This is a genomic window from Paraburkholderia phenazinium (assembly GCF_900142845.1).
Lineage (GTDB): Bacteria > Pseudomonadota > Gammaproteobacteria > Burkholderiales > Burkholderiaceae > Paraburkholderia > Paraburkholderia phenazinium_A.
On record NZ_FSRU01000002.1, the window covers coordinates 3,098,594 to 3,113,252 of the forward strand.

The window sequence follows — 14,659 nt, forward strand, 5'->3', positions numbered from 1 at the left end:
CAGCACGCGCCGTCATGAACACCCTGAACAGTGCGGGCCGCGACGCAGCGCGATCGTGCCCACTGGGCCAGCATGACTCCCCAATCGTGTGCATTGGCACGTTTCTGGCGTATGCGACGGGCGGCAAGCGGATCACCGCGCCGGGTTTTCACCATTCGAACATGTGAGGAGCAGACAGATGAATCACGCTGAGATGCAGTTTCTGACCACCGAATTCCCGTACAAAAAGCAGTATGCGAATTTTATCGGCGGTGAATGGGTCAAGCCGGTTGGCGGCGAGTACTTCGACAACATCTCGCCCATCACCGGTGAGCCGTTCACCTCGATTCCACGTTCGCGCGAAGCCGATATCGAACTCGCACTCGACGCCGCGCATCGCGCCAAAACGGCGTGGGGCAAAACCTCGACCACCGATCGCGCCAACATCCTGAACCGCATTGCCGACCGGATGGAAGCGAACCTGCAGAAGCTGGCCGTCGCCGAGACGATCGACAACGGCAAGCCGCTGCGCGAAACGATGGCGGCGGATATCCCGCTCGCGATCGATCACATTCGCTACTTCGCCGGTTGCGTACGCGCCCAGGAAGGCTCGATCTCCGAGATCGACGACGACACCGTGGCGTACCACTTCCACGAACCGCTAGGCGTCGTGGGACAAATCATTCCGTGGAACTTCCCGATCCTGATGGCCGTATGGAAGCTCGCACCGGCACTGGCCGCCGGCAATTGCGTCGTGCTGAAGCCGGCAGAGCAGACACCCGCTTCGATCCTGGTGCTGCTCGAACTGATTCAGGATCTGCTGCCGGCCGGCGTGATCAACGTTGTGAACGGCTTTGGTCTGGAAGCCGGCAAACCGCTCGCGTCGAACAAGCGCATCGCCAAGATCGCCTTCACGGGTGAAACGACCACTGGCCGCCTGATCATGCAGTACGCGAGCCAGAACATCATTCCGGTGACGCTCGAACTCGGCGGCAAGAGCCCGAACATTTTCTTCGCCGACGTGATGGACCACGACGACAGCTACTTCGACAAGGCACTCGAAGGCTTCGCGATGTTCGCGCTGAATCAGGGTGAAGTCTGTACCTGTCCGTCACGCGTGCTGGTCGACGAGAAGATCTACGACCGCTTCATGGAACGCGCGCTCAAACGCGTCGCTGCGATCACGCAAGGCCACCCGCTCGACAGCAAGACCATGATCGGCGCGCAAGCCTCGCAGGAGCAACTCGAGAAGATCCTCTCGTATATCGATCTCGGCAAGCAGGAAGGCGCGCAATGCCTGATTGGCGGCGAGCGCAACACGCTCGGCGGTGAGCTGAGCAAGGGCTACTACGTGAAGCCCACCGTGTTCCGCGGCAACAACACGATGCGCATTTTCCAGGAAGAAATCTTCGGACCGGTGGTGTCGGTGACGACCTTCAAGACCGAAGACGAAGCGCTCGAAATCGCCAACGACACGTTGTATGGTCTCGGCGCCGGCGTCTGGACGCGCGACGGCACGCTTGCCTACCGCATGGGACGCGGCATTCAGGCGGGCCGCGTGTGGACCAATTGCTATCACGCGTATCCGGCGCATGCGGCGTTCGGCGGCTACAAGCAGTCGGGCATTGGCCGCGAGAATCACAAGATGATGCTCGACCACTATCAGCAGACCAAGAATCTCCTCGTCAGCTACAGCCAGAAGCCGCTCGGCTTCTTCTGATGCCGCCAAACCTGGCGCTCCGCGCCAGGTCTCCCGAGGAGGTCAAGAAAACTTGGGGCGGCCCGGCGTCTTCTTCAGCGCCAGACGTTCCAGATGGGCGGCGGGCCACCTCGTGCGGCTCGCTCTCTTTTCAGGTGAGGAATCGTCATGGCTGGCAAGGAAGTGGAACGCGTGATCGTGACGCCGGCGGCGGCGGAATTGATCGGGAAGTTACGCGCCGAACATGGGCAGATGCTGTTTCATCAGTCGGGCGGATGCTGCGACGGCAGCGCGCCAATGTGTTTTCCGCTCAGCGACTTTATGGTCGGTTCATCGGACGTCAAGCTCGGTACGATTGCGGGCGTGCCGTTTTATATGAGCGAATCGCAATTCGAATACTGGCAGCACACGCAGTTGATCATCGACGCCGTGCCAGGCAATGGCGGCATGTTTTCGCTGGAGCGGCCGACAGGGCTCAGGTTTCTGACGCGCTCGCGGCTCTTTGAAGACGATGAGAATGCGTGGCTGGAAACGCATCCGGTCGAGCGCGCGGATGCATGAACGGGCGGTTCGTTTGAATCTGGTTTCGCGTTACTCCGTCGCTGCTGTGCCGCTGACTGCGGGCGTCTGCGGCGCCGCTTCCAGCAACGCATCGCTATCGTCTTTCAACCCCACTCCGGTGAGACCCAGGCGACGCGCGTGCGTCAGCAGATAGTGCAGCTTGTGCGCCGCGCCTGCATAGCTCAACCCCTCCGGCCGCACGTTCGAAATGCAGTTGCGCTGCGCATCGCTACAGCCCGCTTTGGGTGCATAGGTCAGATAGATGCCGAGGCTATCCGGCGAGCTCAAGCCCGGACGCTCACCAATCAACATCACCACCAGCCTGGTACGCAACAGCTCGCCAATCTCGTCGCCCAGCGCCACCCGCGCTTGCCGCGCGACCACGACCGGGCCGATCTTCCAGTCCGTGAGTTTCGGGCACACCGCCTGGATTAGCGGAATGGACTGCTTCGCGGCAGCGAACGCCGATAAGCCGTCGGCGATCACGAACACCACATCCGGCGACTCGGTGCCGGCCTGCGCCAGGGCAAGCACCTCGCGACTCTCGTCCGCCAAACGCCGCCCCAGGTCGGGACGCCGCAAATAATGCTGCCGGTCGGGCGCCGCGCTATGGACATCGAGCGTCGTGAAGCCGCTGGCGCGTAGCTGCTCGTGCAGCGAGTCCGCATCGAGCGGTTGATGCACCGCATCCCGAGCTTGCGCATGCGACAGATTGAACGCCAGCAGCGGCTCGGTCGGCAGGCTGTTGCCGGCGCGGCCCAAGGCAATGCGCGCGTTGGTGAACTGCCGCAACGCGCTCCATGGATTCTTCTCGAGCAGGTCCTTGCTCATGCGATCCCCATCCATTCGCGCGCGCCTTCCAGCAAGGGCTGCCGCGTCGCGCCGTTGAGCAGGACGCCGCGCGCGTCCGCGATCTGCATGGACTCCAGCCATTCTTCGAATTCGGGCGCTCGCCGCAGGCCCAGCACGTCGCGCACATACAGCGCATCGTGGAACGACGTGCTCTGATAGTTCAGCATGACGTCGTCCGCACCGGGCACGCCCATGATGAAGTTGATGCCCGCGACGCCTAGCAGCGTCAACAGGTTATCCATATCGTCCTGATCCGCTTCCGCATGATTCGTGTAGCAGATGTCGCAGCCCATCGGCACGCCGAGCAGCTTGCCGCAGAAGTGATCTTCGAGACCGGCGCGCGTGATCTGCTTGCCGTCGTACAGGTACTCCGGGCCGATGAAGCCGACCACCGTATTGACAAGGAACGGATTGAACTTGCGCGCCACCGCGTACGCGCGCACTTCGCAAGTCTGCTGGTCGACGCCGTGATGCGCGTTGGCCGAGAGCGCACTGCCCTGTCCGGTTTCGAAATACATCACGTTGTTGCCGACGGTGCCGCGCTTGAGCGACAGCGCCGCTTCATACGCTTCCTGCAGCAGCGCCAGCGAGATGCCGAAACCGGCGTTGGCTTTTTCCGTACCGGCGATCGACTGGAACACCAGATCGACCGGCGCGCCTTTGTTGATCGCGGCAATCGTGTTGGTCACGTGAGTCAGCACGCACGATTGCGTCGGCACCTGGTAACGCTGCCGGAAGTCGTCGATCATCAGCAGGAGCGTGGTGATCGCCGCGAGGCTGTCGGTGGCGGGGTTGATGCCGATCATCGCGTCGCCGCAGCCGTACATCAGGCCGTCGAGCATCGAGGCGGCGATGCCTTTGACGTCGTCAGTGGGATGATTCGGTTGCAGACGCACCGACATATGACCCGGCAAGCCCACCGTATTGCGAAACCGCGTGATCACCGGCCGCTTGCGCGCCGCCGCAATCAGATCCTGGTTGCGCATCAGCTTCGAAACCGCCGCCACCATCTCCGGCGTCAGGCCCGCTGTGATCCGGGTGAGCGCCGCGGCATCCGTCTCGCTGCTGAGCAGCCAGTTGCGAAAATCGCCCACCGTCAGATGGGCGATTTCGGCGAAGGCCTCGGGCGAGTGGTCGTCGATCACCAGCCGCGTGACTTCGTCGCTTTCGTACGGAATCAACGCCTCGTTGAGGAAGGTCCGCAGGGGCACCTGCGCGAGCGCCATCTTGGCCGCCACGCGCTCTTCCTCGCTGGCCGCCGCGACGCCCGCGAGCTGGTCGCCCGAACGCAGCGGGCTCGCCTTCGCCAGCAGCGTTTTCAGATCGGCAAACCGGTAGGTGCGACTGCCGATGATCTCCGTATAGCTCATCTTCACGACTCCGTCGCCGCGGCTCACGCAGCGGCTTGATCCGTCAATCTTCGAGCAACGCATCCGCCGGGGCGACTTCGCGCTGGTGACGCGTCAGCAGGAAGTAGACATAGCCCAACGCCAGAAAGGCCGCGAACACGACGGCAACGAGAAAGTTGAAATACACCATCGTGCCCAGCGAAATCACCGCGGCCACCAGCGCGAATGCCGGAAAGAACGGGAACAGCGGCGCGCGGAACGGCCGCTCCATGTTCGGCTCGGTGCGGCGCAGCTTGAACAGCGCCAGCATGCTGATGATATACATCACGATAGCCCCAAACACGGACATCGTCACGATGTTTGCCGTCAAGGTCTGGCCGGCGAACTGGATCAGCTCGTCGCTGTAGATCGCGGCAATGCCGATCACGCCGCCGGCGAGAATCGCGCGATGCGGCGTCTTGAAGCGCGGATGCACCTTGGAGAGCCACTCGGGCAGGTAGCCGGCGCGGGCCAGCGCGAAAATCTGGCGCGAATAACCGAGGATGATGCCGTGAAACGACGCGACGAGGCCGAACAGGCCGAGCCACACGAGCATGTGCATCCAGCCGCTGTGTTCGCCGACGATGAACTTCATCGCTTGCGGCAGCGGGTCGTTGATGTTGGAAAGCTTGGTCCAGTCGCCTGCCGCCCCGGCGAACACCATCACGCCGATCGCCAGTGCAACGAGCGTCAGAATACCGGTGACGTAGGCAATCGGAATCGAACGCTTTGGGTTTTTCGCTTCTTCGGCGGCCATCGCCACGCCTTCGATGGCGAGGAAAAACCAGATCGCAAACGGAATGGCCGCGAACATGCCGTGGAACGAACCCATGCTGAAGGTATCCGCCCCGGACCAGCCACCCTTGGTGAAGTTGGCCCACTCGAAGCCCGGCGACACCACGCCCATGAACACCAGCAGTTCGAAGATCGCGAGTACCGTCACGCACAACTCGAAGGCCGCCGCGATCTGCACGCCCACGATATTCAACGCCATAAAGACCAGATACGCGCCCATCGCCGCGTGCTTCGGTTCGAGACCGGGAAACTGAACATGCAGATACGCGCCGATGGCAAGCGCAATGGCCGGCGGTGCAAACACGAATTCGACCAGCGTCGCGGCGCCCGCCAGATAGCCGCCCGTCGGACCGAAGGCGCGGCGTGCGTACGCGAAGGGGCCGCCGGCTTGCGGGATCGAAGTGGTGAGTTCCGTGAAGCTGAAAATGAAGGTGGTGTACATCGCGGCGATGAAGATCGCCGTGAAGACGAAACCCAGCGTGCCGGCGCTCGCCCAGCCATAGCTCCAGCCGAAATACTCGCCCGAGATGACGAGTCCGACAGCAATCCCCCACAGTTGCCACGTGCCGAGCGTCTGCTTCAACTCGTGATGCGTAACCTGTCCTACGTGCTGACTTTTCGACTCTGCTTTCATTCGACGCTCCCTGGTTTAGCCGCTTGTGGTGCTACGAGCCGCCGTGGAAGGCGCAGCGCGCGAGCGGGCAGGCGTCAGCCGATGGTAGTAAGCCATTAATCGAGGCGTTATCAAAAATCGGCAAAGTTCGGGGTGGGGAGAGATATTGCCTGTTTTCAGGCTATTGCCCTGACTTTGTTGCACTGCAATGCCAATTCAGGAGAATTTTGATTGGGCCGTTCGGGTCAAGTCCGCAGGATTTGGTAAATCAAGGCGTGGTACTTTTGTTCGCACTCGCCTCTTGCACTGCGTTGCTCTATTCCTGACGCACAGGACCTCACGCACATGAACGATCTCAGTCACCGGGAGCGCTACGAAACACGCCTGAACCGCGTGCTCGAGCATATTTACGATCACCTCGATGAACCGCTCGATATCGAGCGGCTCGCGCAAATCGCCTGCCTGTCGCCGTATCACTGGCACCGGATCTATCAGGCGATGCACGGCGAAACCGTGGCGTCGACGGTGCGCAGGTTGCGTCTGCATCGGGCGGCGGGCTATCTGGCGAATGGTTCGATGCCGATTGCAGAGATCGCGGAACGCTCGGGATACAGCAGTTTGCAGTCGTTTTCGCGGACTTTTCGGGCGGTGTTCGGCATGCCGCCGGCACAGTATCGCAAGCAGGGTACACATAGCCGGTTCAAGCCGGCGTTATCAGGAGACGGTCAAATGACGACGCGCGAAGTGGAGATTCGGGAAATCCCCGCCATGCAGATTGTGACGCTCGATCACACGGGCTCGTATATGCAGATCGGCAAGGCGTTCGATGCGCTGGTGGGATGGCTGGCTGCACGCGACCTGCTGTCGCCTGAGATGCGGATGGTGGGCATCTACTACGACGATCCGGGCGTGGTCGCTGAGGCTGCGTTGCGCTCGAAGGCGGGGGTGGTGTTGGCACGGACGGTTGAGGTAGCTGCACCGGTTGCATTGACGGTGGTGCGCGGTGGGCCGTACGCGGTGTTACGACACAAAGGACCCTACGCCGACATGGCCGGCGCCTACCAATGGCTATATGGGGAATGGCTGGTGCAGTCGGGACGGGAGGCCGCCGATGCGCCGGTCTTCGAAGAGTATCTGAACAACCCTAAAGACACGGCCCCGTCTGAGTTGGTGACGGAGATCTGCCTACCGTTGGTCTGAGGTCTTTGTCTTGAAGAGCTCGTTCGCGTCTTGCCAAGCATTTGCGCGCTCTGGCCGCAGCGTAGTGCTGGCCCTGTCTTTGTCTTTCACTGTATACATATATATACGTAGTAATAGTTAACAAGGGTCGCCTCTTTCTGTGGATAACTCCGATCTTCACTGACGGATCAAGGCTCTACGGATTCGATAACCCTAGGTGCCGTTCGTGCACAGCCGTCTTGAGCCAGGGACAACTTTTGACGCGCGTGAACGGCTCGACGTTTTATCAAAGTTCGGCCCACAGGAAGTTAGAGGCTTTATCCCGGAGTTGTCCAGATGCGCGTGTGGATAACTCGCTACTTGCCCTTGCCTTTCCTCGTGCCTTCGAGCGCGGGCGCAAGCGCAGTCACGAACGCTTCCGTCACCGGCGGCAAGGTTCTGCCTCGCTTCTTGATCAGCGCAATGCGCCGTACGAAACGGGGATCGTCGATGACGCGCGCCACCACGCTCGGCTCGGCATGAATCTCACGCGACGAGCCGGGCAGTATCGTCAGGCCTAAACCGGCGCGCACCATCGCGACAGCGGTCATCATGTACATGGGTTCGCAAGTGAGGACGGGCGCCACGCCAGCCTGTTCGAATGCCGCGTCGACGACTGCCCGCACGCTCGTGCCCGCAGCGGTGAGCACCAGTGGGTACCCCACCAGGTTTTCCAGCCTGATGCGGCGTTTCCTTGCGAGCGGATGGTCGACGGGGCACACGACGCAAAGCCGGTCCTCGCCCGCATGAAGCACCTCGAGCGACGGGTCGACCACCTCGCCGCCGGTGAGCCCCAGATCGGCCTCTTCACTGCGGACAAGCCGATTGACGACGCTCGCCACCACATCGCGAATGTCGAAGACCGCGCCCGGCACCTGTTGTCGAAAGTCACGTACGAGGTCCGGCAGCAGGCTCGCCGCGAACGACGGCAAGCAGGCAATTCGCACCGTGCCCGTCGAGCCGTCGCTTAACGCACGGGCGTCGAGCAGCACATGCTCCATCTCCCGCAGCGACTTCTGCAGGACCGGCAGCAGTTCCCTGCCGACCGGCGTCAACGCGACGTTGCGGCTGTTGCGATCAAAAAGGCGCGCGCCCAGCGTCTCCTCGAGCCGGCGAATCTGCACCGTCAGCGCCGGTTGGGACAAATGCAGCCGCAGCGCCGCCCGGGTAAAGCTGCCGGCTTCGGCGACTGCGATAAAAGCGCGGATTTCGCGGAGATTCAGATCCATTACGTAGTGTGATTGCTGCGATCAAATCATTTCAATTGCTCTATTCATGCGTGGAACCTACGCTTGTCGACACTAAAAGACAAGATCGGAGACAAACACGTGCTGCCACTATTGGGTCTGTTGACCATCGTCGTCCTGCTTGCGGCGATCCTTTCCAAACGGATGTCGCCGCTCGTCGCGCTGATCATCGTGCCGATCGCCGCTTCGCTGATCGGCGGCTTCGGGCTGCAAACCAGCAAGTTCGTGATCGACGGCCTGAAGAGCCTCGCGCCGGTGGTCGGCATGTTCGTGTTCGCGATTCTCTACTTCGGTACGATCACCGATGCCGGGACGCTCGACCCGATCATCGACCGCATCCTGCGCACCGTCGGCACGCGGCCGACGCGCATCGTGATGGGCACGACGCTGCTGGCGTTGCTGATCCACCTCGACGGCTCCGGCGCGGTGTGCTTTCTGGTGACGATTCCCGCCATGCTGCCGCTTTACGACCGTTTGAACATGGACCGGCGCGTGCTGGCCGCGGCGGCGTCGATGGCGGCCGGCATCAATTTTCTGCCGTGGACCGGGCCGATGATTCGCGCGTCCGCTTCACTGCATCTGCCGATCTCGGCGCTCTTCAATCCGCTGATTCCCGTGCAGATCGTCGGTTTGGTGTTTGTCTTCGGCATGGCGTTCTGGCTGGGTCGGCGTGAGGAACGTCGGTTAGGCCTAACGGCCGCGGCGGGCAGCGTTCCGATGCCGCAGCGCGAACTCACCGAGGAGCAAAAGGCGCTGCGCCGCCCGCGCAACTTCTGGTTCAACATTGTGCTGACCGTCATCGTGTTGGGATCGATGGTGGTGATGGGTGAGAAAGTGCCGCCCGCGCTCGTGTTCATGGTGGGGCTGTGCGTGGCGTTGCTGGTGAACTATCCGAACGTCGACATGCAGCGCCAGCGCATCGATGCGCATGCCCGCGCTGCGTTGATGATGGCGGGCATTCTGCTCGCCGCCGGCGTGTTCACCGGTGTCATGCAGGGCAGCGGCATGCTCAAGGCGATGGCGCAAACCGCCGTGGGTTTTGTACCGGCGACGATGGCCTCGCATATTCCGGTTGTGCTCGGCCTCGTGTCGATGCCGCTGAGCCTGCTGTTCGACCCGGACTCGTTCTACTTCGGTGTACTGCCTGTGATTGCAGAAGTAGCCGGTCAGCTCGGCGTGCCGGCGGTGAAGATCGGTCAGGCGGCATTGCTGGGACAGATGACCACCGGTTTTCCGATCAGTCCGTTGACGCCCGCGACGTTTCTCGTCTGCGGGCTGACCGGCATCGATCTGGCCGATCACCAGAAATTCACCTTTCCCCTCCTGTTCGGTGCGTCGATCGTGATGACGATCGCCTGCGTCGTGCTGGGCATTTTTCCTCTTTGATCGGGTTGAGCCGCGATGAATTCAGCGCATCCTCCTCGTGTGGTCCGGCTCGGTGCCGGCGCCGGTTATTCGGGCGACCGCATCGAGCCCGCAGTAGAACTCGCGATGCACGGCGCGCTCGACTATCTCGTCTTCGAATGCCTGGCAGAGCGCACCATTGCGTTGGCGCAGCAGGCGCGCCGCCTTGATCCCGAGAGCGGGTATGACCCGCTGCTTGAAGCGCGGATGCGGGCAGTGTTGCCGGTGGCGAAGCGCAATGGTGTGCGGATTGTCTCCAACATGGGGGCGGCGAATCCGTTGGCCGCAGCGCGCAAGACGGCGGCGATTGCTCGCGAGCTTGGGCTTGCCGGTCTCAAGATCGCAGCGGTAACGGGTGACGATGTGCTCGACGTGGTGCGGCAGGGTGATTACCGCTTTGAAGAATCCGGTGATCTTGTGGCCGCGTTCGATGAGCGGATCGTATCGGCCAACGCGTATCTCGGTGCCGCGCCGATCGTTGCGGCGCTGCAGGCGGGCGCGGATGTCGTGTTGACCGGACGTGCTGCTGATCCTTCGTTGTTCACCGCGCCGTTGATTCACGAGTTCGGTTGGAGCTTCGACGATTGGGAACGGCTCGGGCAAGCCACCGTGGTCGGGCATCTGATGGAATGCGCCGGACAGATCACCGGCGGATACTTTGCCGATCCGGGCTTCAAGGACGTCGCCGGTCTCGCGCGGTTGGGTTTTCCGATTGCTGAAGTTGCAGAGGATGGCGCGGTGGTGATCACCAAGGTTCCGCACGCGGGTGGCTTCGTGACGGCGGCGACCTGCAAGGAACAACTGCTCTACGAGATCCACGATCCGCAGCGCTATCTGCAGCCCGATGTCGTGGCCGACTTCACGCAGGTGCGAATCGCAGAGGAAGCGAAGGATCGTGTGCGGGTGTCCGGCGGACGAGGCACGGCGCGCACGGCGACGCTCAAGGTCTCCGTCGCTTACGTTGATGGGTATATCGGCGAAGGACAGATTTCCTATGGCGGACCCGGCGCAGTGGCACGCGGACGACTCGCGTTGGAGATTGTGCGGGAGCGGCTGGTGATCACTGGCGTGGATGCCAGCGAGTTGCGCTTCGATTTGATCGGCGTGGATTCACTGTATGGATCGACACTCGGCAGCAGCAGCGGCGCGGAACCCTATGAAGTGCGAGTACGAGTAACCGGCAGGACGGCGTCGAAGGCTGAAGCGGTTCGGCTCGGCAATGAAGTGGAAACGCTTTATACGAACGGTCCTGCGGGCGGCGGCGGCGTGACTAAAAATACGCGCGAGGTTGTGGCGGTGCAATCGGTTCTGCTGCCACGTGACCAGGTGAAGCCGACGTTCGAGATCGTGGAGGTTTGAGATGAAGTTGCGAGAATTCGCGCATTCGCGAACTGGGGATAAGGGCAATACGCTGAACGTATCGGTGATCTGTTACGACGAGCGGGACTACGCCCACTTGCTAATGCATGTCACTGAGGAACGGGTGAAGGCTCACCTTAGCGACGTCGTGCACGGTGACGTCACGCGCTATACATTGCCGCTGATCAGTGCGATGAACTTTGTTCTGAGAGATGCGCTAGGTGGTGGTGTGACGCGTTCCCTTGCGCTCGATGCGCATGGCAAGTCGCTTAGTTCGGCGTTACTGGATCTGGAGATACCCGAGCGGGAATAAACCCCTGCGGCCGTCCTCATGCGCGCTTCCCTATTTCCGTGAAGCACGCGTGCGCGGCGCCGGTTCCCTGACCCTCGTGTTGCCGCGCGTCGTGGCCGCGACCTTCGGTTTCCCGCGCAACAAAGACCAGGCGAGCGCGCCCAGCCCCACTCCCATCAGCACGCAAACCACGCCACCACCCAGGTCCCCCTTCCAGTCACCGTTGTCGACCGCCTCGCTTCTGCGTGCCCGCGTTGCATCGCTGGGCGACACGCGCAAGGTAGCCGCTACCTGCCGGTCGCAGAAGCGCTTGATGAGGGCCGACGCTTCGCTCGCACTCATGAGATCGACTTGCGAGCGGGTGTAGGTCGGCGAGTCGTCGGGCGACCAGATGTCTTCGAAGTGTTGCGCGAGTCCCGCCCCGTAACTGAAGTCTGCCGTCATCTGCCACGATGCATCGTTCTTGCTATAGCGAAGCTGAGCGGTGCATCGGTCCAGATGGGCGGCCACCATAGGCCAATTGCGCGCCTGTAGCAGCGTGACTGCGTCGTGGAAGACAAACACACCGATCAGCAGAAACATCAGTCCGAACAGACTCAGGATCGCGGAGCGCAGGCAAGAAAACAGGAATTTCATTGTTGCAGGTGTAGTGACGGATTGGCTGGCGCGTCAAAGGATATCCCGAAATTGCTCGACACCCCTAAGCATTGACACAGGTTCCTCGCTCGACTATCGTCAGCTCGCGGGACAGCGGGTCAAGCTCGCCAAGGGACAGGCAGTCGATGTTCCCGGCACTACGGGGTTACCCCGTGGATCAGCATGATCTCCGCAGTTCGTCGCATGAGCCCGCGTTGCGCGGTGCGCAAATCAGCTCACGCAGCACCAGACGCGTTGACTCGCTGGCCCGCCTCCTCTAACGCTATGCGCTTATCGTCGCTCCAACACGTTACCTACGCCATCGCCGACGCCATGCTTGCCGGGCCGGCGGAACCTGACTCGATTGTCGAGCGCATGACCCGTTGTTTAGGCGGTCGTTCGGAATGGATGCGGGGATTGGCACGCAAGGTTGCGAAGCGTTTCGGCGCGCGCTGGGATAGTGTCGATCGTAAAGAAGTGTCGATGGTTATTGCAGGCACAGCGGGGTTTGTTGCCGCTTGGCAAAGCGATATACGACCTGTGATCGCGCAGGTGCTGCGCCGGCCTCCCACGCAACAACCGCCGCCACCGAGTTTGCGCGAGGTCGCGCTGCCGCAGTTGCCGACGCTTGGCGATCTGGCTTCCTGGCTGGAAGTAGAGCCGGCTGATCTCGAGTGGTTTGCGGATCGCTGGCGTGTCATGCCGCAGAGTGCAGGCACGCCGCTTCATCACTATTCGTACAAGGCAATCGAAAAACGCGACGGCCGATGCCGGCTGATCGAAATGCCGAAGTCGCGCTTGCGGAGCATGCAGCGCAAGATTCTTCATGGTCTGCTTGAACGGGTGCCGCCGCACGATTGCGTGCATGGGTTTCGCAAGGGCCGCAATACCGTGACGTATGCGGCGCCGCATGCGGGTAAGGCCGTAGTGGTTCGATTCGATCTTGCGGATTTCTTTGCGTCCGTGCATGCCCCGCGCGTTCATGCGTTGTTGCGAACGCTGGGATATCCGCAGGAGGTCGCGCGGGCGTTGACTGCGGTGTGTACGAATCGGGTGCCGAGTGCGCGTCTGCTGGCGGCGGATGTGCGGGGCAAGATGGAATGGCAGGAGCGGCAGCGGTATCGCACGAGGCATTTACCGCAAGGCGCGCCCACGTCACCGGCGTTCGCCAATCTCTGCGCGTTTCGGCTCGACCTTCGGCTCGCGGGTCTCGCACGTGCGCTCGGGGCCACTTACACACGCTATGCGGACGACCTGGCGTTTTCAGGTGATGAGGATCTGGCGCGGGTCGTCGAGCGTCTGTCGATTCGTGTCGCGGCGATTGCGCTTGAGGAGGGATTCTCGATCCAGTTCCGCAAGACACGCGTGATGCGGCGCGGTGCCAGGCAGCACCTGGCAGGGGTTGTGGTGAACCAGCATCCGAACCTGGCACGGAGCGAGTTCGATACGCTCAAGGCGATTCTGACGAACTGCGTTCGACATGGCGCCGCTTCGCAGAACCGCGCGGGTCACGCGGATTTTCGCGCCCACTTGCAGGGACGGGTTGCGCAGGCGGTGATGTTGAATGCCGCGCGGGGGGCGAAGTTGAAGGCGATTTTTGAGCGGATCGGGTGGTCGGAATAAAGTGCGTCGACGCTCTCGCGATGCATAGAGCATCACGTCATGACCCGGATTTCTCATTCGATCTTTTTGCTGGCATGATGCCCGACAGATCAATGACGCCCTCCAGGTTCATGCTTCTCAAACAACATCAACGATTCGCGCAACTGATATTCGGGGCTGTCGTGCTAGTGGGCCTGTGCGATGCGCCATGCGCGAGCGCAGCGGCCGCTACGTTGCCCGCGCAAGCCCGAGACCTCCCAGCCGCCGGCACGACCTGGTGCTACAGCATCGGCGCAGGGCGCGTAACGCCCATGACGCTCACAGGCGTGACATCCAACATTGCGAGCTACGAAGCCGGCGGCGGTAGTGCGCCGATCAAGATCGACGAACAGGTCGACACCTACTCCACGCTCAACGCCACTCGCCACGGTCAGCGCAGACTCCTGGACTTTCCGGTCGTGAAGGACAAGCGATGGTCGGACGAGTTCGACGAAACCGTGACTTCGCAACTCGGCCACGACGCGTCATGGCAATACCACTACCATGCAGTCGCGCTAAGCCAGGTCGGCGCGACACAGAAACTGAAAGTGGGTGCGGGCACCTTCGATACGTTCGTGATCGAGCGGACGACTGCGTGGACCAAAAGCGATCCTCACTCGTCGAGTGCGATGCTGCACGCGCAACATTGCGACGATGCATCGTGCTCGGTTTCCGGATTCAGCAAGGAAGTGTTCTGGTATGCGCCTTCGATCGGGCGAGCCGTGTTGCGTGCGTATACGCAAAGCGGTGATTCCAGCTATGTCGCCAATCAAACGCCCGACGACATGCTGCACGACGCCGGGACACTCGTGACCGAGCTGGTCGGCTATGGCGACAATGCAACGTGTGCGGCGCCCCATGCGTCATTGCAGGCAAGAACGCCATCGAGTCCGTGGTATGGCTTTGCGCTCTGGTCCAACGATACGTGGGAGTTTCTGATGACGCGGGATATGGCGCGGGAGTGAGTCTTTTGAG

The 14,659-nt window shown here is 61.8% G+C and carries 14 protein-coding genes; 9 read left to right on the plus strand and 5 right to left on the minus strand.

The window, feature by feature from the left end; all coding sequences use genetic code 11:
* Positions 1-14: 14 nt before the first annotated feature.
* The 3 genes from BUS12_RS38995 (at position 15) to BUS12_RS30940 (ending at position 2,239) form a co-directional block, all read left to right on the plus strand.
* A complete protein-coding gene (locus tag BUS12_RS38995; RefSeq protein ID WP_171991734.1) occupies positions 15-167 on the plus strand; it encodes a hypothetical protein in 153 nt (50 codons plus the stop codon).
* 11 nt (positions 168-178) lie between these two features.
* Positions 179-1,699 carry an aldehyde dehydrogenase gene (gene adh, locus BUS12_RS30935; protein WP_074301139.1) on the plus strand — a complete coding sequence of 507 codons (1,521 nt, stop codon included), beginning with the start codon at positions 179-181 and terminating at the stop codon, positions 1,697-1,699.
* A 147-nt stretch (positions 1,700-1,846) separates the two neighbouring features.
* Positions 1,847-2,239 (plus strand): DUF779 domain-containing protein, encoded by a 393-nt coding sequence (locus tag BUS12_RS30940; protein ID WP_074301140.1) that lies wholly within the window; start codon positions 1,847-1,849, stop codon positions 2,237-2,239.
* A gap of 30 nt (positions 2,240-2,269) precedes the next feature.
* Here BUS12_RS30940 and eutC read toward each other — a convergent pair whose 3' ends face one another.
* Genes eutC through eat form a run of 3 tightly spaced genes read right to left on the minus strand, consistent with a single transcriptional unit; the run spans position 2,270 to position 5,908 of the window.
* A complete protein-coding gene (gene eutC, locus BUS12_RS30945) occupies positions 2,270-3,070 on the minus strand; it encodes an ethanolamine ammonia-lyase subunit EutC (protein ID WP_437123884.1) in 801 nt (266 codons plus the stop codon).
* On the minus strand, positions 3,067-4,461 hold the full coding sequence (locus tag BUS12_RS30950) for an ethanolamine ammonia-lyase subunit EutB (RefSeq protein ID WP_074301142.1): 1,395 nt from the start codon (positions 4,459-4,461) through the stop codon (positions 3,067-3,069). The genes eutC and BUS12_RS30950 overlap by 4 nt, the downstream gene beginning before the upstream one ends.
* Positions 4,462-4,504: 43 nt before the next feature.
* The gene (gene eat, locus BUS12_RS30955; RefSeq protein ID WP_074301143.1) at positions 4,505-5,908 is read right to left on the minus strand and encodes an ethanolamine permease; all 1,404 of its coding nucleotides are present in this window, start codon (positions 5,906-5,908) and stop codon (positions 4,505-4,507) included.
* Positions 5,909-6,232: 324 nt separating this feature from the next.
* Between eat and BUS12_RS30960 the strand changes: the two genes are divergently transcribed.
* Positions 6,233-7,087 carry an AraC family transcriptional regulator gene (locus BUS12_RS30960; protein ID WP_074301144.1) on the plus strand — a complete coding sequence of 285 codons (855 nt, stop codon included), beginning with the start codon at positions 6,233-6,235 and terminating at the stop codon, positions 7,085-7,087.
* A gap of 335 nt (positions 7,088-7,422) precedes the next feature.
* Here the strand turns inward: BUS12_RS30960 and BUS12_RS30965 are convergent, their stop codons facing one another.
* Entirely contained in the window at positions 7,423-8,334 is a 912-nt protein-coding gene (locus tag BUS12_RS30965) for a LysR family transcriptional regulator (protein ID WP_074301145.1), read from the minus strand.
* A 99-nt stretch (positions 8,335-8,433) separates the two neighbouring features.
* On the opposite strand from BUS12_RS30965, the gene BUS12_RS30970 reads away from it, so the two are divergent.
* From BUS12_RS30970 to BUS12_RS30980, 3 genes are read left to right on the plus strand one after another with little or no spacing between them, the layout of a single operon-like run.
* The gene (locus BUS12_RS30970; protein WP_074301793.1) at positions 8,434-9,738 is read left to right on the plus strand and encodes a CitMHS family transporter; all 1,305 of its coding nucleotides are present in this window, start codon (positions 8,434-8,436) and stop codon (positions 9,736-9,738) included.
* A 15-nt stretch (positions 9,739-9,753) separates the two neighbouring features.
* A complete protein-coding gene (locus BUS12_RS30975; RefSeq protein ID WP_074301146.1) occupies positions 9,754-11,115 on the plus strand; it encodes an acyclic terpene utilization AtuA family protein in 1,362 nt (453 codons plus the stop codon).
* Between the two features lies 1 nt (position 11,116).
* The gene (locus BUS12_RS30980; protein WP_074301147.1) at positions 11,117-11,428 is read left to right on the plus strand and encodes an AtuA-related protein; all 312 of its coding nucleotides are present in this window, start codon (positions 11,117-11,119) and stop codon (positions 11,426-11,428) included.
* Positions 11,429-11,458: 30 nt separating this feature from the next.
* Here the strand turns inward: BUS12_RS30980 and BUS12_RS30985 are convergent, their stop codons facing one another.
* Positions 11,459-12,043: a hypothetical protein gene (locus tag BUS12_RS30985; protein WP_074301148.1), complete on the minus strand. Its 585-nt coding sequence runs from the start codon at positions 12,041-12,043 to the stop codon at positions 11,459-11,461.
* A 285-nt stretch (positions 12,044-12,328) separates the two neighbouring features.
* On the opposite strand from BUS12_RS30985, the gene BUS12_RS30990 reads away from it, so the two are divergent.
* Both BUS12_RS30990 and BUS12_RS30995 read left to right on the plus strand, forming a co-directional pair.
* A complete protein-coding gene (locus BUS12_RS30990; RefSeq protein WP_074301149.1) occupies positions 12,329-13,666 on the plus strand; it encodes a reverse transcriptase family protein in 1,338 nt (445 codons plus the stop codon).
* A gap of 110 nt (positions 13,667-13,776) precedes the next feature.
* Positions 13,777-14,649 (plus strand): hypothetical protein, encoded by an 873-nt coding sequence (locus BUS12_RS30995; RefSeq protein WP_143788500.1) that lies wholly within the window; start codon positions 13,777-13,779, stop codon positions 14,647-14,649.
* Positions 14,650-14,659: the final 10 nt, after the last annotated feature.

Bases quoted from the DNA above. Each gene is read 5' to 3' on its own strand.
- BUS12_RS38995 (WP_171991734.1), top strand. From the start codon at position 15: ATGAACACCCTGAACAGTGCGGGCCGCGACGCAGCGCGATCGTGCCCA.
- adh (WP_074301139.1), top strand. From the start codon at position 179: ATGAATCACGCTGAGATGCAGTTTCTGACCACCGAATTCCCGTACAAA.
- BUS12_RS30940 (WP_074301140.1), top strand. From the start codon at position 1,847: ATGGCTGGCAAGGAAGTGGAACGCGTGATCGTGACGCCGGCGGCGGCG.
- eutC (WP_437123884.1), bottom strand. From the start codon at position 3,070: ATGAGCAAGGACCTGCTCGAGAAGAATCCATGGAGCGCGTTGCGGCAG.
- BUS12_RS30950 (WP_074301142.1), bottom strand. From the start codon at position 4,461: ATGAGCTATACGGAGATCATCGGCAGTCGCACCTACCGGTTTGCCGAT.
- eat (WP_074301143.1), bottom strand. From the start codon at position 5,908: ATGAAAGCAGAGTCGAAAAGTCAGCACGTAGGACAGGTTACGCATCAC.
- BUS12_RS30960 (WP_074301144.1), top strand. From the start codon at position 6,233: ATGAACGATCTCAGTCACCGGGAGCGCTACGAAACACGCCTGAACCGC.
- BUS12_RS30965 (WP_074301145.1), bottom strand. From the start codon at position 8,334: ATGGATCTGAATCTCCGCGAAATCCGCGCTTTTATCGCAGTCGCCGAA.
- BUS12_RS30975 (WP_074301146.1), top strand. From the start codon at position 9,754: ATGAATTCAGCGCATCCTCCTCGTGTGGTCCGGCTCGGTGCCGGCGCC.
- BUS12_RS30980 (WP_074301147.1), top strand. From the start codon at position 11,117: ATGAAGTTGCGAGAATTCGCGCATTCGCGAACTGGGGATAAGGGCAAT.
- BUS12_RS30985 (WP_074301148.1), bottom strand. From the start codon at position 12,043: ATGAAATTCCTGTTTTCTTGCCTGCGCTCCGCGATCCTGAGTCTGTTC.
- BUS12_RS30990 (WP_074301149.1), top strand. From the start codon at position 12,329: ATGCGCTTATCGTCGCTCCAACACGTTACCTACGCCATCGCCGACGCC.
- BUS12_RS30995 (WP_143788500.1), top strand. From the start codon at position 13,777: ATGCTTCTCAAACAACATCAACGATTCGCGCAACTGATATTCGGGGCT.